Annotated in this window: 13 protein-coding genes; 4 read left to right on the top strand and 9 right to left on the bottom strand. The window is 63.9% G+C overall.

Features of this window, described 5'->3' with window-relative positions; all coding sequences use genetic code 11:
- Positions 1-401: 401 nt before the first annotated feature.
- The 6 genes from AC07P1_RS25645 to puuE form a co-directional block, all read right to left on the bottom strand.
- Positions 402-1,877, bottom strand: a complete 1,476-nt coding sequence (locus tag AC07P1_RS25645; protein WP_494698485.1) for an adenosine deaminase — start codon at positions 1,875-1,877, stop codon at positions 402-404.
- A 22-nt stretch (positions 1,878-1,899) separates the two neighbouring features.
- On the bottom strand, positions 1,900-3,210 hold the full coding sequence (guaD, locus tag AC07P1_RS25640) for a guanine deaminase (protein WP_494698484.1): 1,311 nt from the start codon (positions 3,208-3,210) through the stop codon (positions 1,900-1,902).
- Between the two features lie 159 nt (positions 3,211-3,369).
- Positions 3,370-4,386: a xanthine dehydrogenase accessory protein XdhC gene (gene xdhC, locus AC07P1_RS25635; RefSeq protein ID WP_494698483.1), complete on the bottom strand. Its 1,017-nt coding sequence runs from the start codon at positions 4,384-4,386 to the stop codon at positions 3,370-3,372.
- Positions 4,387-6,738, bottom strand: coding sequence for a xanthine dehydrogenase molybdopterin binding subunit (gene xdhB, locus AC07P1_RS25630; protein ID WP_494698482.1), 2,352 nt, complete (start codon positions 6,736-6,738; stop codon positions 4,387-4,389).
- An 11-nt stretch (positions 6,739-6,749) separates the two neighbouring features.
- Entirely contained in the window at positions 6,750-8,219 is a 1,470-nt protein-coding gene (gene xdhA, locus AC07P1_RS25625; RefSeq protein WP_494698481.1) for a xanthine dehydrogenase small subunit, read from the bottom strand.
- A gap of 7 nt (positions 8,220-8,226) precedes the next feature.
- Entirely contained in the window at positions 8,227-9,180 is a 954-nt protein-coding gene (puuE, locus tag AC07P1_RS25620) for an allantoinase PuuE (RefSeq protein WP_494698480.1), read from the bottom strand.
- Between the two features lie 109 nt (positions 9,181-9,289).
- Between puuE and uraH the strand changes: the two genes are divergently transcribed.
- Both uraH and AC07P1_RS25610 read left to right on the top strand, forming a co-directional pair.
- Positions 9,290-9,643 (top strand): hydroxyisourate hydrolase, encoded by a 354-nt coding sequence (gene uraH, locus AC07P1_RS25615; RefSeq protein WP_494698479.1) that lies wholly within the window; start codon positions 9,290-9,292, stop codon positions 9,641-9,643.
- Positions 9,644-9,863: 220 nt separating this feature from the next.
- A complete protein-coding gene (locus AC07P1_RS25610; protein WP_494698478.1) occupies positions 9,864-11,372 on the top strand; it encodes a tetratricopeptide repeat protein in 1,509 nt (502 codons plus the stop codon).
- Between the two features lies 1 nt (position 11,373).
- Here AC07P1_RS25610 and AC07P1_RS25605 read toward each other — a convergent pair whose 3' ends face one another.
- From AC07P1_RS25605 to AC07P1_RS25595, 3 genes are all read right to left on the bottom strand, one after another.
- Positions 11,374-12,561, bottom strand: coding sequence for a glutamate carboxypeptidase (locus AC07P1_RS25605; RefSeq protein WP_494698502.1), 1,188 nt, complete (start codon positions 12,559-12,561; stop codon positions 11,374-11,376).
- Between the two features lie 109 nt (positions 12,562-12,670).
- A complete protein-coding gene (locus tag AC07P1_RS25600) occupies positions 12,671-13,693 on the bottom strand; it encodes a hypothetical protein (RefSeq protein ID WP_494698477.1) in 1,023 nt (340 codons plus the stop codon).
- A gap of 13 nt (positions 13,694-13,706) precedes the next feature.
- Positions 13,707-14,255: a hypothetical protein gene (locus tag AC07P1_RS25595; protein WP_494698476.1), complete on the bottom strand. Its 549-nt coding sequence runs from the start codon at positions 14,253-14,255 to the stop codon at positions 13,707-13,709.
- A gap of 265 nt (positions 14,256-14,520) precedes the next feature.
- On the opposite strand from AC07P1_RS25595, the gene AC07P1_RS25590 reads away from it, so the two are divergent.
- Both AC07P1_RS25590 and pilB read left to right on the top strand, forming a co-directional pair.
- Complete coding sequence (locus AC07P1_RS25590) at positions 14,521-15,807, top strand: HlyC/CorC family transporter (protein WP_494698475.1); 1,287 nt, start codon at positions 14,521-14,523, stop codon at positions 15,805-15,807.
- Between the two features lie 146 nt (positions 15,808-15,953).
- Positions 15,954-17,690: a type IV-A pilus assembly ATPase PilB gene (pilB, locus tag AC07P1_RS25585; RefSeq protein WP_494698474.1), complete on the top strand. Its 1,737-nt coding sequence runs from the start codon at positions 15,954-15,956 to the stop codon at positions 17,688-17,690.
- Positions 17,691-17,693: the final 3 nt, after the last annotated feature.

Here is a 17,693-nt window from a genome sequence, read left to right as displayed (position 1 = left end):
TTGCTTTTTTGGATCATTTCATCCAACTATGCAGGATCGAAAAAAGCATGACAAATACGATTTATTTTAAGAATTCAGATGAAAAATATATAAATAAGGCTAAATTAACAGGCGACGGCAACTACCACGAGTAATAAGGCGGAATTATAAATCAGCCATTCTCACGTGAAATCTTTTCATTGGTATAAATGCAAAAAGCGACACCACTGGCGACGCTTATGTCGCATCGCGGCCACAAGCGTGAAAAAAACGTCGCGACGCATGCCACAGAGAGGAATTTATGACAACAGTCGGATGCTGCTGTGCGGAAGGATATTTTGTAACAAACAACAGAATGGTGTGGGTTGCGCACCACACCACCCTGCTGTTGAGCCAGCTTTTCGCCGGTGGCGCCAGCCCGCTTAGCGTGCCGCCTTGCTTTGCGACGCAGCAATTTCAGCCTCAAACTTGCTGAACTTGCCGTCTAATCCCTTCAACAGCCGCTGCTTGTCGGCCTCGGCCAGGAAAGAATAACGAATGCTGTCATATGACAGTTTTTTGACTTCCGCGTAAGTCGGCTGATAACGGGCGGCGTACAGCACGAATTCGCCGGACAGGTTGTTACGCGAGACACCCGCATCGTCTGTCGACAGCACGAACGGTACGCCGTATTTGCGGTACAAGGTGACCGGGTGCGCGGCGCCCTTCACACCCAAAATAAAGTCGTTACTGGAGAGATTGACCTCGACCGGAATCTGCCGATCACGCATTTTTTTCATGATGCCCAGTGGATCGGTCTCGTGGGCGATGTCCATGCCATGGCCGATGCGGCTGGCGCCGGCGACGTCGATGGCGTCGCGGATGTGGAAGGTCAGGCCTTCCGGCTGCACCATGCCCAGCGCCAGCTCGCCGGCGTGCAGCGCCAGTTTCACCTTCGGATATTTCGTCTTCAGGAATTTGAACATCTGCATGTGCATCGCGTAGTCGCGCATCGCCACATGGACGCTTTCCTGGCCGACGATGTTCACGCCGACGATCATCGGGCTGGATGACGCCAGTTTGAAGCTCGACACCATCTGCGAGAACACCTGCGACGGCGACAGGAAGCGCAGCGCGAACGGCTGGTAGCGCATCGTGAAGTCGGCGTCGTCGATGCCGGCGCCGGAGGTCTTGACGTTTTCCAGGTAGGCGGCGATCCAGCCCTGGAAGGCCTTGTCGTCCTCCAGCTTGGCGCTGTAGGCGGCCAGATCGGCGTCGGTCACGCCGCCGGCGATGGCTTTCTCGTCGAAGGCCTGGTCCTGGGCGATCGGCGCGATCTCGTAAATGGTCTCGATGTAGCTCAGGTTCTCCTGGATGGCGCGCTGCTTGAGCGTCTTCAGGCCTTCGGCGGCATTGGTCGACGCCACCGGATTGAAATAAGCGAAGGTGTCGAAGAACTGGCGGTCCGGCGGCGACTGCACCGCGCCATGGTTGTGGAAGTCCTTGTCCGACCATTTTTGCAGCAGGTTGGCCAGCACCGTGTTGTTCTGCAGGACGTCCTGGCCGGACAGGCACGCGCGCTCGGCCAGCGGCTTGGCGCGCTCGCTGGCGACGGTGTCCTTGGCCGTGTCGATCATGAAGCTGTTCTTGTTGACGCAGTAGCCCTCTTTGTCCACCCACTCCAGATACTGCTCGGCGTAGATCGAGCCGGAATAATGGTGGTGCAGATCGCCGCCCTTGGGCATCATCGTGAAGAACATCGTCAGCTCGGCCAGTTTCGGCTCTTTGCTTGAGACCAGCGAGGCGAAATGGGTCTTGACGATGTCCTCGTTGCTGGCCGCGTGCGCGCCTTGCGGCGTGGCGCAGAACACGGCGGCGGCAAGGGCGACTGCCTTCAGGCTGGCGATATTTTTTTGCATGTGGCTTCCAATGTGAATATAGTCAAGTCGAGGCGCGGGCGTGCACTTTGCGGCCGGCGGAATATGTCGCCGCGATGGCGCGGTCGTCGCCCAGCAACGCCAGCGCGAACAGCAGTTCCTCCAGGCTTTCGACGCGGTCGGTGCGCCGCTGCAGCAGCGGCGTGGCCTGCGGGTCGACGACGATGAAGTCCGCCTCCGCGCCGGCGCTGAAATTGCCGACCGTGCCTTCAAGCTGCATGCTGCGCGCCGCGCCCAGCGTGGCCAGGTAGAACATCCGCAAAGCCGGCAGATAACTGCCGCCCAAGCGCGCTACTTTATAGGCTTCATTCATGGTTTGCAACATCGAGAACGAGGTGCCGCCGCCGACATCCGTCGCCAGCGACAGCAGCACGCCCGCCCGGTCGGCCTGTTCGAAGTCGAACAAGCCGCTGCCGAGGAACAGGTTGGAGGTCGGGCAGATGGCGGCGGCGGACCGGGTTTCGGCCATGCGTGCACGGTCGCGCTCATCGAGCCAGATACAGTGGCCATACATCGCGCGCGGACGCATCATGCCGTAGCTGTCGTAGACATCGATGTAGCTGCGCGACTTGGGGAACAGCTCGCGCACCCACGCGCATTCGGCTTCGTTCTCCGATACGTGGGTCTGGATGAAGGTGTCCGGATAGGCGCGCGCCAGTTCGCCGGCCAGGTGCAGTTGTTCCTCGGTGGAGGTGGGCGCGAAGCGCGGCGTGATGGCGTACAGCGAGCGGCCGTTGTTGTGCCAGCGCTTGATCAGCGCCTCGGTGTCGCGGGCGCTCGATTCGGCGGTGTCGCGCAGGTAGTCGGGGCAGTTCCGGTCCATCATCACCTTGCCGGCGACCATGCGCAGGCCGCGCTGCTCGCTGGCGGTGAAGAAAGCGTCGACCGATTGCGGATGCACGCTGCAATAGACCATCGCGGTGGTGGTGCCGCAACGCAGTAGCTCGTCGAGGAAGAAGTCGGCGACGCCGGCGGCGTGCGCGGGGTCGCCGAATTTGCTCTCGACCGGGAAGGTGTACGTCTCCAGCCAGGGCAGCAGGCCTTCCGCCGGCGAGGCGATCATGTCGGTTTGCGGGTAGTGGACGTGCGTGTCGATAAAGCCGGGCATCAGCAGCTTGCCGCTGTAATCGTGCACTTCCGTTCCCGGCGGGAGCGTGGCGTGCAGCGAGGCGTAGTCGCCCGCCGCCTGGACTTTGCCGGCGGCGACGATCAGCAGCCCGTCTTCGTGCCAGTCGTGGGACTGGTCGCTGAAGGCCGGATCGGCGAGAAAGTGAAGCAAGCTGCCTCGGTAGGCTTGCAGGTTTGGGGTGGACATAAGTTCTTTCAAAAATTTCGTGGATCCACGTAGGGCAGATTAGGCGGAACGCCGTAATCGGCCATCGGTGAGCCGTCGGCGGCGCATGCATAGCCGATTACGCTTCGCTAATCCGCCCTACGTGGATTAACGTCGGATCATGATTTGGTGGCCGTCGGATCAACATGACGCCACACGCATCGGCGTTGATTCGTTGAGGGCTGCGCTCTGCTGCGCCTCCCAGACCATCAACAGTTGGGCGCATACGGAGGCGGCGATGGCGGCGGGCAGCTTATTGGTGATGCCGGCCAGTCCAATCGGGCAGACCATGGCGTCGATGCGGTCTTTCGGCAGGCCGCGCGCGGCCATCCTGCGTTCGAACTGCACGCGCTTGGTCTTGGAGCCTATCAGGCCGAACCAGCCGACATCCGCGCGGGCCAATATCGCTTCGCTCAAGCGCTGGTCCAGTGCGTGGCTGTGGGTCATGACCAGGTAGCTGGCATCGGCCGGCGCACCGGCGACCAGCGCCTCCGGCATGTCGGTCGCTTCGACCGTGACGTTGGCCGGTATCGTCGATGGGAACATGTCCTCCCGCTCGTCGACCCAAGTGACGGTACACGGCAGCTCGCCCAGCATGCGGACAATGGCCGCGCCGACATGGCCCGCGCCGAACAACAGCAAATGCTCGCGCGGAGCGAGACATGGGTCTACGAGCCAGCGGCGGCCGACAGCGTCTTTCAACACATGGGTACCGCGCTTGCGGTCAACCATTGGCGCGCCTTCGCCCTCCCCCGCGACCGTCATGCCATCCGCATCCAACAGCAGCGCAGCGGACTGGCCGTCGATGGCGCTCAAACGCCAGCTATCCTCGCGGCGACGCGCGATCAAACTTTCCAGCACGGACCGCAGCGAAACATCGACCCGCTCGAACGCAAGATGAACCACGCCACCGCAGCATTGTCCCAAGGTCGGCCCGAGCGCGTACCGTTCCAGCCGCGCCGCTCCGGCGCCGGCCAGCATCGCGCGCGCCGTCTCGACCGCGCACATCTCCAGATGCCCGCCGCCGATGGTATCGACCTGGCCTCCCGCCGTCACCAGCATCTTTGCGCCCGGCTCGCGCGGACCGGAGCCTTCGACGATGGCCACCGTCACCAGCACCGCCGGTTGCGTGATCCGCGCTGTCAGCCACTCGTTCACTTAGGCCGCCATTTCCACTGCGGACACCGCGCGCAGTATCTCTTCGCTGGTCGCGGGCGCGTTCAGCGGCGGGTTGACGCGATGGCCGCCGACGCTGGAAATCGCATCGCGGATCGCGAAGAACACCGAGAACGGCAGCAGCAGCGGCGGTTCGCCGACCGCCTTGGAGCGGTGGATGCTGTCCTCCACATTGCCGTTGTCATACAGCTTGATGCGAAAATCCTCCGGGCAGTCCGACACACCGGGAATCTTGTACGTCGACGGCGCGTGCGTCATCAGCTTGCCGGCGGGGTTCCACCACAACTGTTCCGTGGTCAGCCAGCCCATGCCCTGGATGAAGGCACCCTCCACCTGGCCGATATCGATGGCCGGATTGAGCGAGCGGCCGGCGTCGTACAGCGCATCCGCGCGCAGCAGCTTCCATTCGCCGGTCAGCGTATCGACCACCACCTCGGATACGGCGGCGCCGTAGGCGTAGTACGAGAACGGATGGCCGTTCATCGTCTTCGGGTCCCAGTGCAGGCCGGGGGTGGCGTAGAAACCGTCGGACCACAGCTGCACCCGCGCCAGATACGCCTTCTGCACCAGCTCCGGGAACGGTACGGCGTGGCCGTTGACGTGGACGGCGTTGTCGAAGAAGCGCACCGGCCGGCCGTCCTCGTCGCCATATAATTTGACCGCGTAGGCGGCCAGGCGCTCGCGGATCTGGCGCGCGGCGTCCTGCGCCGCCTTGCCGTTCAAATCCGCGCCGGTCGATGCCGCCGTCGCCGATGTGTTCGACACCTTGCTGGTGTCGGTCGCCGTCGCGCGCACATGCTCCATATCCAGCCCAAGTTCATGCGCCACCACCTGCATCACCTTGGTGTTGATGCCCTGCCCCATCTCGGTGCCGCCATGATTGACCAGCACAGAGCCGTCGACGTACACGTGGACCAGCGCGCCGGCCTGGTTCAAGTGGGTGACGTTGAAGGCGATGCCGAACTTGAGCGGCGTGAACGCCAAGCCCTTCTTCAGCACCGGGCTGCCGGCGTTCCAGGCGTCGATGGCCTTGCGGCGGGCGCGGTACTCGCTGGTTTGCTCCAGCTCCGACGTCAAGGCCTCGATGACGTTGTCGACGATCTCCTGGCCGTAAGGCGTGACATTGCGCTCGGTCTTGCCGTAGAAGTTCAGGCGGCGGATATCGAGCGCGTCGCGGCCAAGGTTGCGGGCGATTTCGTCGATCACGTATTCGATGGCGATGGCGCCCTGCGGACCGCCGAAACCACGGAAGGCGGTGTTCGATTGCGTGTTGGTCTTGCCGCAGGCGGCGCGGATGTCGACGTCGGACAGATAATAGGTATTGTCGAAGTGGCACACGGCGCGCGTGGCCACGGGGCCCGACAGGTCGGCGGAATAGCCGGCGCGCAGGGTCATATCCACTTTGGCGGCGAGGATCTTGCCGTTGTCGTCGTAGCCGACTTCATATTCGTAGAAGAAGCAATGGCGCTTGCCGGTGACGAGCATGTCGTCGTCGCGGTCGGCGCGCAGCTTGACCGGCCGCCGCAGCTTGGCGGCGGCGATGCCGGCGGCGGCGGCCCACAGCGCCGATTGCGACTCCTTGCCGCCGAAGCCACCGCCCATGCGGCGGCACTCGACCTGCACCTTGTGCGAATGCACGCCAATGGCGTGGGCGACAACGTGCTGCATTTCGCTCGGGTGCTGGGTCGAGCACTGCACCAGCATGCCGTTGTCCTCCTTCGGGATCGCGTAGGCGATCTGGCCCTCCAGGTAAAACTGCTCCTGGCCGCCAACGAACAACTGTCCCTTCACCACGCGCGGCGCCGTGTCGAACGCGCTCTGGAATTGTCCGCGCTTGAGCTGCATCGGCGGCAGTACGTACGATTGCGCGGCCTTGGCCTCCTGCGGCGTGAAGATGGCGGGCAGCTCGTCGTAATCGACGACGGCGCGGCGCGCGGCGCGGCGGGCGTTGTCGTGCGTGTCGGCGACGACGACGAAGATCGGCTGGCCGACGTACATCACCTCCTCCACGCAGAAAATCGGATCGTCGTGGATGATCGGGCCGCAGTCATTGGTGCCGACGATATCGCCGGCGGTGTACACCGCCACCACACCGGCCGAGGCGCGCACCGGCGCCAGATCGAGCGCGGTGATGCGCGCGTGCGCCTTCGAGGACAGGCCCAGCGCGGCGTGCAAAGTGCCTTGCAGCTCGGGGATGTCGTCGGTATAGGTGGCCTGGCCAAGCACGTGCAGCTCGGCCGATTCATGCGGGCGGGCGACGCCGACGGCTTTCCACGCCTCGGCGGCGGCGGCCTTGGCGTCGTTCAAGGAAACAGGAGCGGCTGGATGGTTCATGGTGGCTCCTTTCAGGCGCGGCAAGCGAAGGCGTTGACGGCATCGGCCGCGAGCGGTGCATCGGCGCGCGTTTCGAACCAGAAGCGGCGCAGCAGGTTTTGCGCGGTCTGCATGCGGTAGGAGCTGGAAGCGCGCATGTCAGACAGCGGCGCGAAGTCCTGCGCCAGCATATCCATCGCCACGCGCAAATTGGCCTCGTTCCAGCGCAGGCCAATCAGCGAAGACTCGGCACGTGGCGCCCGGCGTGGCGTTGCGGCCATGCCGCCGAAAGCGATGCGGGCGTCGACCACGACGTCGCCATCGAGCTTGAACGCGAAGGCGGCGCAAACGGCGGAGATATCCTGGTCGAAGCGCTTTGCCAGTTTATAGGTGCGGAATTCGATGCCGGCGCGCGGCAACGGCACGCGCACGGCGGCGACGAATTCGTCCGCCCGCATATCCTTTTTCTGATAATCGAGGTAAAACGCCTCCAGCGGCAGTACGCGTTGGCCGGATGCGCTTTGCAGCACTACTTCGCTGCCCAGCGCAATCATCCACGGCATCGAATCGCCGATCGGCGAACCGTTGGCGACGTTGCCGCCCAATGTACCCGCATTGCGGATCGGGAGCGACGCGAAGCGCTGGCGCATTTCGCTCAGCTGCGACGGATACCGTTTCGTCAGCGCTTCATACGCGTCGTCGAGCGACACGCCGGCGCCGATCTCCAGCATGCCGTCCTTTTCGCTGATGGTTTGCAGCGCGGTGACGTGGCCAAGGTAGATGATGTCGCCCAGCTCGCGCATCTGCTTGGTGACCCACAGGCCGATGTCGGTGGAGCCGGCCAGCAGCGTCGCCTTTGGATGCGCGCCGCGCAGCGCCACCAGTTCTTCCAGCGTGCGCGGCGCGTGGAAGCTCTGGCCGTGGGCGGTATAGCTGGCGCCCGCGTCGCGCCGCAAGCCGCGCAATTGCTCCGCCAGGGCCTCGCGGTCGAAGCCGACCTTGGGCAGCTCCGTCATCCGGTGCGCGGCGTCGATGATGGGGCGGTAGCCGGTGCAGCGGCACAGGTTACCGGAAAGGCAATCGTCGATCTCCTTGCGCTGCGCCGGCCGGCCGTCTTTGTCCAGATACATGCCCCACAACGACATGACGAAACCGGGCGTACAGAAGCCGCATTGCGAGCCATGACATTCGACCATCGCCTGCTGCACCGGATGCAGCGCGCCGTCGGCCTGCTGCAAATCCTCGACGGTGAACAGCGCCTTGCCGTCCAGGGTGGGCGCGAACTGGATGCAGGAGTTCACGGACTTCATCTCCAGCTGGCCGCAGGCGTTCAAGCTGCCGATGACGACCGTGCAGGCGCCGCAATCACCCTCGGCGCAGCCTTCCTTGGTGCCGGTGCAATGCAGGTCCTCGCGCAGATGCTGAAGCACGGTGCGCGTCGGCGCGGCGTTGGTGATCTCCTGGACCGCGCCACGGAAGTAAAAACGAATCGGTTCGGACATCGTGGCCTCAATCTGCAAATGGGTGTGTGGCGTGCCAATGGTCGGCGATATCGATGCGGCGCGTGATCCAGACCTTGTCGTGCCCTTGCACGTAATCGAGGAAGCGCGCCAGCGACGCCGCCCGCGCGGGCCGGCCGGCGATGCGGCAGTGCAGGCCGATCGACAGCATCTTAGGCTGGTTCAAGCCATTCGGATCGCCTTCCGCGTACAGCACATCGAAGGCGTCCTTCAGATAGTCGAAGAACTGCGTGCCGGAGTTGAAGCCCTGCGCGGCGGCGAAACGCATGTCGTTGGTGTCCAGCGTGTACGGCACGATCAACTGCGGCGCCGTCGCGGCCTTGCCGTCGGCGCCCGTGTAGTCGACCTTTTGCCAGAACGGCAAGTCGTCGCCGTAGTGGTCGGAGTCGTAGCGGAAGCCGCCGTGCTCCATCACCAGCCGGCGCGTATTGGGCGAATCGCGGCCCGTGTACCAGCCTTGCGGGACGCTTCCCGTCAGTTCGCGGATGATATCGACCGCTTCCTTCATGTGCGCGCGCTCGGTGGCCTCGTCCATGTTCTGGTAGGTGATCCAGCGCAGGCCGTGGCAGGCGATCTCGTGACCCAGCGACTGGAACGCGGCCACCGCCTCCGGATGCCGCTTGAGCGCCATCGACACGCCAAACACCGTCAGCGGCAGCTTGCGCTCCTCGAACATGCGCAGCAGGCGCCACAAGCCGGCGCGCGAGCCGTACTCATACAGCGACTCCATGCTCATGTGGCGGTTGCCGAAGGACGCGGCGCCGATGATTTCGGAAAGGAATGTTTCCGATCCTGCATCACCGTGCAGCACGTTGTTTTCGCCGCCCTCCTCGTAGTTCAGCACGAACTGCAGGGCCACCCGGGCCTGGTTCGGCCACTGGGCGTGGGGCGGTTTCGGCCCGTAGCCGATCATGTCGCGCGGATAGTTGTCGTAAGTGGTCATGGGCGCCGGCAAGTCGATGGGGAATATATCTGTAATCATATATGCGTGGGCGGCTGTCGGTATATGATTTGTACAATAGATACTTATGACGTACACATATAGGACAACCATGGGCAAGCTCAGTACGCACGTTCTCGATATCACGCAGGGCAAGCCGGGGGCCGGCGTCAAGGTGGCGTTGTACGCCGTCGGCGCGCAGGGGCGCACGTTGATCAAAACCGACGTCACCAACGCCGACGGCCGCTGTTCGGCGCCGCTGCTGGAGGGCGAGACCATGAAAGCGGGGAAGTACGAGCTGGTTTTCGGCGCCGGCGATTATTTCGCCGCGCAGGGGGTGGCGCTGCCGGAACCGCGTTTCATCGACGAGGTAACGATCGCCTTCGGCGTGGCCGGCGCGGAGCAGAATTACCACGTGCCGCTGGTGGTATCGCCATGGGCGTATTCGACGTATCGCGGGAGTTGAGGATAATTGGTGTACCGGCGGCCGGCGACGATGAAATCTCGTATAAACACGTAGGGCGGATTAGGCGGAACGCCGTAATCGGCCATGCGCGCGCCGCCAACGGAGCATGCATGGCCGATTACGCTGCGCTAATCCGCCCTACGTGTATCCGTGAGGGATCACCGGTTGCGTAATCGCCGCCCGCTTGTCCGCCGGCGGGAACTCCCCTAAGATGCGCACCATGACCGAATCCCATTCCGCCCTCGAGGCGTCCTTCCTGCAGCAGGCCGTCGAACTGCACCAGCAGGGCCGCCTCCAGCCGGCGCAGGCGCTGTACCGCCAGGTACTCGACCTCAATCCCCGCCAGTTCGACGCGCTGCATCTGCTGGGCGTGATCGCCCGCCAGCAGGGCGACGCGGCGACCGCCATCGCGCTGATCTCGCAAGCGATCGACATCGACGGCCAACAGGCCAAAGCCCACGCCAACCTCGGCGCGGCGCTGCTCGACGCCGGGCGCACCGACGAAGCGCTGGCCAGCCACGAACGCGCCATCGCCCTGCTGCCCGACTACGCCATGGCCTGGAGCAACCGCGGCAACGCGCTGCGCAAGCTTGGGCGTCTCGACGACGCGCTGCTCAGTTACCAGCGCGCGATCGAAATCCAACCGAATTACGCCGAGGCGCACTGCAACCGCGCCATCGCGCTGCAGGACCAGGCCCGCTATCTGGAGGCATTGGGCGCGGCGGAAGATGCGCTGAACATCAAAGACCGCTACGCCGATGCCTGGTTCGCGCGCGGTAACGCGCTGCACTGCCTGCGCCTGCTGCCGGACGCGGTGGAAAGCTTCGACCGCGCCATCCATCTGCGGCCGCAATGGGCGCAGGCTTATAGCGCGCAGGGTTCGAGCCTGTTCAAGCTTGGCGAATTCGAGGCGGCGCTGGACAGCTACGATCACGCGCTCAAACTGAAACCCGACCACGCGCTGGCGCACTACCATCGCGGCAACGCCCTGCGCTCGCTGGGCCGCAACGACGAGGCCATCGCCGCCTACCGCGCCGCGCTGGCCCATGGCGACAACCCGGAAACCATCGCCTTCGCGCTGGCGTCGCTCGGCGTGGGCGAGACGCCGGCCGTGCTGCCGGCCGAATACGTGCGCTCGCTATTCGACCAATACGCCAACCACTTCGACGAGCATCTGGTGAAGGTGCTGGACTACCAGACCCCGGCCTGTCTGGACGCGATGCTCCGTCGCGTGGCGCCGGCGACCGCTCTTGACACCGTGGACATCGGCTGCGGCACCGGCCTGTGCGCCCCGTATCTGAAGGCCTACTCGCGCCGCCTCGACGGCGTCGACCTGTCGCGGCAGATGCTGGACAAGGCGGCCCGGCGCGGCGGCTACGATGAACTGGCCTGCGCCGACCTGCTCAGCTATTTGGACGGCTACGAAAACCACTGGGACCTCGCGGTCGCCGCCGACGTCTTCGTCTACATCGGCGACCTGCGGCCCGTATTCGAGAGCGTACGGCGCGCGTTGAGGTCTGGCGGACGCTTCTGCTTCTCGGTCGAAGCCGGCGACGGCGCCGACTTCACCTTGCGCCCCACCAACCGCTACGCCCACACCTTGGCCTATCTGGAACGCCTGGCCGAGGCCACCGGTTTTGAAATCCTTGCGGCCGAACCACTTGCCGCACGCCAGGAAAACGGCGCGACCATCGCCGGCCACGCCCTCATCCTGCGCAACGTGAAGTGATTTATCTGCTGTAGTCCATGATCAGCCGCGTCAACAGGTACAGGCGCGGCGCAATGCTGTCGACTTCGATATATTCCTCCGGCGTGTGGATGCCGCCGCCGACGATGCCCAGCCCGTCGATGGTCGGCACGCCGGCCGCCGCGATCAGGCTCGAATCGGCCGCGCCGCCGCTGCCTTCCAACGTCAGCTTCTTGCCCAACTCGCCGTAAATCGCCTGCGCGCGCGCCGCCATGCCGTCGGTCGCCGCGTTTTGCGGCATCGGCGGGAAGCCACGGCGCAGCTTCGCGCTCACCTGCGTGTCCGGGATCAGCTTGTTGGCGGAGATGCGCGCCATGTCCTTTTCGACCCGGTCGAACTCCTCCGCCACCGCCACCCTCACATCGGCCTCGGCGTGTGCGGCGTCCGGTATGACGTTGCTGCGCTCGCCCGCCTTGATCACCGTGAAGTTGACCGTGGTCTGCTTGCCGGCGTCGCCCAGTTTGCTCAGTTGCAGAACCTGGTGCGCCGCCTCCATGGCGGCGTTGCGGCCCGCGTCCGGCGCCACGCCGGCGTGCGCCGCCTTGCCCTTGACGTCGAGCTCGATGCCGCCGCTGCCCTTGCGCCAAATCACCAGGCCATCGGCCGGACGGCCCGGCTCCAGGTTGAAGGCCACATCGTGTTCGCGCGCCTGCTTGTTGATCAGCGCCAGCGTGCCCACCGAGCCGGTTTCCTCGTTGGTGTTGAGGATCAGCGTCACCTTGGCGTAGTCGTCGAATTTGGCGTCGCGCAGCAGCTTCATCGCATACAGCGCCATGACGATGCCGCCCTTGTCGTCCATGATGCCGGGACCGTAGGCACGCTTGCCGTCGACGCGGAACGGCCGCGCCGCCGCCGTGCCATCGCCGAACACGGTGTCCATGTGCGCCACCAGCAGGATGCGGCCCTTGCCCTTGCCGTTCCAGGTGGCGACGATGTTGCTCGACTTGGCGGGCGACGCCGGCAGCACTTCGATGCGCGCGCCGAGCTTTTTCAATTCCTCCTGCGCGATGGCGCCGACCTTGTCCAGCCCCGCTTCGTTGTAGGTGCCGGAGTCGATGTTGACCAGCCGTTCGAGCAGCGCCAGCGCCTCCGGCTTGGCCTTTTCGGCCTGCGCCAGCAAGGCCTGGTTCGGCGGCGCCGCCTGCGCGGCCGCGCCGCCCAACCCCAACATCAAGCCAAGCAAAACAAAGTTCTTACGCATGATCGACGACCCTTATCGTTATATGGAAGTAAGCTCCATAGTAACGCCTCGTCAGCGCCATGGCCACACGGCGCGCACCTCAGCCACGCGGTCCCAGGACCTGGCTGAACTGCTGCTTCTCTTCAGCCGAGGCGCCCGGACGTTTGACGGCCGTGGTCAACGCCGCACGCAGGTTGGGCGTGAGCTCCACATCGCCGCTGGTCACCGAGCTCAGTGTTTCCCGGACCAGGTCGCCGGAGGCGCCTTTCGACAGCTGCGCGATGGCGATATTGGAAGCCTCCCCGGGTGAGCTCAGGCGGTAGAGCTTCTGCACGGCCAGCGCCCGCACGATGTCGCTGCCCCGGCCCTCTGCCACCTGGTTCAAGAGTGGCACGGCGTCGGCGCGCAGGTTGGCGGTGTCGCCGTTTTTCTGCTCCGCGAGCGTACCGATGAAATTGAGCCGCGCGACGGCGGTTCGCTCATCGGTTGGCGCGCCCGCCTTCAAATCGGCCAGCGCCCGGACGATCACGTCTTGCGGCACCTGGCCCGGCAGGTTGAAATACGTCTCGTACATCTCCCCGAACTTGCCTTCGCTCTTGCCCTCCCAGATCGCGTTCGCCTCTTGCAGCACGATACCTCGGCCATCCGACGACCCGACCAGCAGCGACCGGATCATGTCGCGCTCCATGGCCTGATCGGCCGGCATGTTGTGATAAAACTGTGCCACGGCCTTGCCGACGGCGGGATCGCTTTCGATCGATGCCAGCAGCCGGACCTGGAGTTCCTCGACCTCTGTCGACGACAGGTTATCCCGCTTCAGTATCTTGTCGACGAAACCCCGCAGACTTGCGGCCGCCTCATCCGCAGTGAATGGCTTGACGGCGGCGGAGCCGGACTGATCCTGGACGCCGCCCGCCCCGGCGGACAACGCCGCCGGCGCGGCGGAGACCGTCGGCGCACGCGACAATAGCGCGTTAAAACCATCGACATACGGCGCTGCGGCCTTGTCCGCCCGAGCCTCGCCGCGGGAAACGAAGTAGCTCCCCGCCGCGATCAGGAGACACCCGCCGATGACTGCCGCCGCAACGACGCGGGGCGCGGAAAAATGTAGTTTGAAAGGCATTGTGGCGGCGCCCTCAAATCCTGTCGTACTGGCAGCTGCTGCCACGCCACTCGGGCAGGTAGCCGTCGACGGTGTACGCGCCGCCCACATACGTGCAACGCCAGCTCGGGCCGCCCATCCAGTCGGACCGCCAGCCGGCCGGGCAGCTCGACCTCAACGTCAGGTAATTATCCGCACCAAGCACGCGCATTTTTCCCCGGCGCTCGCTGAAGTTGATGACCGCGCGGCCCTTCCAACCCACCTTGGGGCTGCAGGTGACGGTTTCGCTGCGGATGTTGCAGGCAGACCAGGAATGGTTGGCCGAGGCGTTGATTTCCATGCCACCGATCTTGGTCGGAATGGCCCATTTCGCGCCGATGTTAAAACCGGTTGTGCGACACTGGGAATGACCGGTCGTCAGCGCGACGGAACCGCAGCTACCGCCCCGATCGCTGAAACAATAGTGCCAGCTCGATCCGTCCAGGTAGTAGCCGTGCTGGTCCTTACCGATCCAGCCCCAGAACTGCGTGTTGAGCTGTTGTGCGCCGGCCAGGCCGCTGTAGGCGGCCATCAAAACAAACAAAAAAGTTATCTTTATGGATTTCATCATGGGTTCCCGGGTGAGGTTCGCACAGTGATGCGCGGCGATGGAGGTATTGATGTTTGAGAATTTTTTTCTAATGCACAACCATGCGCAGCTTACAAATCTATTGTTACGGCATTGTTACGGCATGAAACTAGTCCAACTTGCACCTAGCTCATCCATGCCTTAAAATTCCAAGCTGATAACGCTCTGGGCCTGCAGCCGCTGCACGGCGACCAGTTTTCCAGACTCTTTACGGTGACTATTGGATACCGTGCCCTTATGGGTGCAACTTCTTGCACTCGCCCTCCTGATCTTGTGCTCGGCCTTTTTCGCCATGGCCGAAACCGCCCTGATGGCGGCCAACCGCTATCGCCTGCGCCACGAGGCCAAGCGCGGCAGCCGCGCCGCGATCACCACCTTGTGGCTGCTCGACCGCACCGACAAGCTGCTGTCGCTGATCCTGATCGCCAACACCTTGGTCAACGCCATGGCCACCGCGCTGGTGACGTCGATCGCCATCGAATACTTCGGCCACGACGACAACGTCATCATCATCTCGACCGGCGTGGTGGCGTTCCTGCTGATCGTGTTCGCCGAGATCTCGCCGAAGATGATCGGCGCCACCTATCCCGAGCGCATCGCGCTGCCCACCAGCGTGGTGCTGCGGCCGCTGATGGCGCTGTTCAAGCCGGTGCTGTGGTTCGTCAACCTGTTCGTCGCGCAAGTGCTGCGGCTGTTTCGCACCAAGGCCGTCGTCCACCTGCAGGACGAGCGCGTGTCGCCCGAGGAGCTGCGCTCGATCGTGCTCGAGGGCGGCAACTTCATCCCGCAAAAGCACAAGAGCATCCTGCTCAACCTGTTCGACCTGGAAACCATCGTCGTCGAGGACATCATGACGCCGCGCTCGCAGATCGAGGCGCTGGACCTGGAACAGTCGGTCGACGAGATCAAGCGCGAGCTGACCACCTGCTACCACAACAAGCTGCCCGTCTACGAAGGCGAGATCAACCGCATCGTCGGCATCCTGCACGTGCGCAAGGCGGTGGCGCTGCTGAACCAGGAAGAGGAGCTGACGGTCGAGCATTTCCGCGCGCTGCTGACCACGCCTTACTTCATCCCGCAGGACACCGGCGTCTTCACGCAGCTGCAGTACTTCCAGGAGCGCAAGGAGCGCCTGGGCATCATCGTCGACGAGTACGGCGAGGTGCAGGGCCTGGTGACCCTGGACGACATCATCGAGGAAATGATCGGTGAATTCACGACATCGGTGCCGGGCGACGCCCGCGCCGACAGCTTTGCCTGGAACGAGCAGGGCGAGTGCCTGCTGGAGGGCGCCACGGCGCTGCGCGACGTCAACAAACGCCTGGGCCTGAACTTCCCGCTCGACGGCCCCAAAACGCTGAACGGCATGCTGCTGGAACTGTTGCAAGAAATTCCAGAAGCGCCGATCAGTATCAAAATCGGCCCCTGCATCATCGAGGTGATCCAGGCGCATGATCAATCCATCAAAGTCGTCAAATTGATACGTCCCGGCACGAAACGCGGTTAAACGCGGTGTCTGATTGCTAAGCCCGCGTGGCGAACGCAACACCCGGGCGTACAATCGTTTCTTGGCAGCGACAAACGGCTTTACAAAATTAATGCTCAAGAGCATGATTCTTTGACCGCCCGTCCCCTATCAAGATAGATGCTTCTATGGCAGCAGTCCTACCCAACGCCGCGCCAGGCGCCCCGATGCCGGGGTTGGCGCGCGCATTGCTGCAAGCCGGACGGCTCTCCGCCATGCAAGCCGAGGCGCTGCAGAAAAAATCCGTGCACGACAAGCTGGCCTTCATCGACGTGTTGCTCTCGAGCGGCGTGATCGACGCCCGCGCCCTCGCCGCCTTCTGCGCCGAAACGTTCGCCTATCCGCTGATGGATGTGGCCGCGCTCAACCTCGACGCGCTGCCGGCCAAGGCCATCGACAACAAGCTGATGCAGGCCCAGCGCGTCATCGCGCTGGCCAAGCGCGGCAACAAGATGTCGGTGGCCATTTCCGATCCGACCAATCTGCAGGCGCTCGACCAGATCAAGTTCCAGACCGAGTCCACGGTCGAGCCCGTCATCGTGCCGCACGACGCGCTGCTGCAGCTGCTCGCCCGGCTCAACAAGACCAGCGAGCAAAGCATTTCGGACCTGGCCGGCGACGAAGCGGACATCCAGTTCGCCGAAGAGGAGAGCGCGGCGGCGGCGGTGGCGGCGGCCGAGTCCACCCCCAACGACGTCGAGGACGCCCCGGTGGTGCGCTTCCTCAACAAGATGCTGATGGACGCGGTCAACATGGGCGCGTCGGACTTGCACTTCGAACCGTTCGAAAAATTCTACCGGGTGCGCTTCCGCGTCGACGGCGTGTTACTGGAGCACGCCCAGCCGCCGATCTCGATCAAGGAAAAACTGGTCTCGCGCATCAAGGTGCTCGCCAAACTCGACATCTCGGAAAAGCGCGTGCCGCAGGACGGGCGCATGCGGCTGATCGTCTCGCCCACCAAGACCATCGACCTGCGCATCTCGACCCTGCCCACCTTGTTCGGCGAGAAGACCGTCATGCGTATCCTCGACGCCACGCAGGCGCAGATGGGCATCGACGCGCTCGGCTACGACCCTGACCAGAAGGAAATCCTGCTCGAGGCCATCCAGCGTCCCTACGGCATGGTGCTGGTGACCGGGCCGACCGGTTCGGGCAAGACGGTGTCGCTGTACACCTGCCTGAACGTCATCAACAAGCCCGGCATCAACATCTCCACCGCCGAGGACCCGGCCGAGATCAACCTGCCGGGCGTGAACCAGGTCAACGTCAACGACAAGGCGGGCTTGACGTTCCCGGTGGCGCTGAAATCGTTCCTGCGCCAGGACCCGGACATCATCATGGTCGGCGAGATCCGCGACCTGGAAACGGCCGACATCGCCATCAAGGCGGCGCAGACCGGGCACATGGTGTTCTCGACCCTGCACACCAACGACGCGCCGTCGACCCTGACGCGGCTGATGAACATGGGCGTGGCGCCGTTCAACATCGCCTCGTCGGTGATCCTGATCACCGCGCAACGGCTGGCGCGGCGCTTGTGCAACTGCAAGCAGCCGGTCGAGATCTCGCACGACCTGCTGCTCAAGGCCGGCTTCAAGCAGCATGAGCTGGACGGCAGCTGGAAGCCCTACGGCCCGGTCGGCTGCGAGCGCTGCAACGGCGGCGGCTACAAGGGCCGGGTCGGCATCTACCAGATCATGCCGATCACGCCGGCCATCGAAAGCATCATCCTCGCGCACGGCAACTCGATGGAAATCGCCGCCAAGTCCGAGGAGGAAGGCGTGAAGTCGCTGCGCCAGTCGGGACTGGTGAAGGTCAAGAACGGCCTGACCAGCCTGGAAGAAGTGCTCGGCTGTACCAACGAATAGGAC

The organism is Duganella sp. GW821-FHT07F09 (genome assembly GCF_059418705.1).
The sequence above is the reverse complement of the archived record's forward strand: the minus strand, read 5'-3'. Positions and strand labels throughout refer to the sequence as shown.

Bases quoted from the DNA above. Each gene is read 5' to 3' on its own strand.
- AC07P1_RS25610 (WP_494698478.1), top strand. From the start codon at position 9,864: ATGACCGAATCCCATTCCGCCCTCGAGGCGTCCTTCCTGCAGCAGGCC.
- xdhB (WP_494698482.1), bottom strand. From the start codon at position 6,738: ATGAACCATCCAGCCGCTCCTGTTTCCTTGAACGACGCCAAGGCCGCC.
- puuE (WP_494698480.1), bottom strand. From the start codon at position 9,180: ATGACCACTTACGACAACTATCCGCGCGACATGATCGGCTACGGGCCG.
- uraH (WP_494698479.1), top strand. From the start codon at position 9,290: ATGGGCAAGCTCAGTACGCACGTTCTCGATATCACGCAGGGCAAGCCG.
- AC07P1_RS25600 (WP_494698477.1), bottom strand. From the start codon at position 13,693: ATGCCTTTCAAACTACATTTTTCCGCGCCCCGCGTCGTTGCGGCGGCA.
- pilB (WP_494698474.1), top strand. From the start codon at position 15,954: ATGGCAGCAGTCCTACCCAACGCCGCGCCAGGCGCCCCGATGCCGGGG.
- AC07P1_RS25605 (WP_494698502.1), bottom strand. From the start codon at position 12,561: ATGTTGGGGTTGGGCGGCGCGGCCGCGCAGGCGGCGCCGCCGAACCAG.
- xdhA (WP_494698481.1), bottom strand. From the start codon at position 8,219: ATGTCCGAACCGATTCGTTTTTACTTCCGTGGCGCGGTCCAGGAGATC.
- AC07P1_RS25645 (WP_494698485.1), bottom strand. From the start codon at position 1,877: ATGCAAAAAAATATCGCCAGCCTGAAGGCAGTCGCCCTTGCCGCCGCC.
- guaD (WP_494698484.1), bottom strand. From the start codon at position 3,210: ATGTCCACCCCAAACCTGCAAGCCTACCGAGGCAGCTTGCTTCACTTT.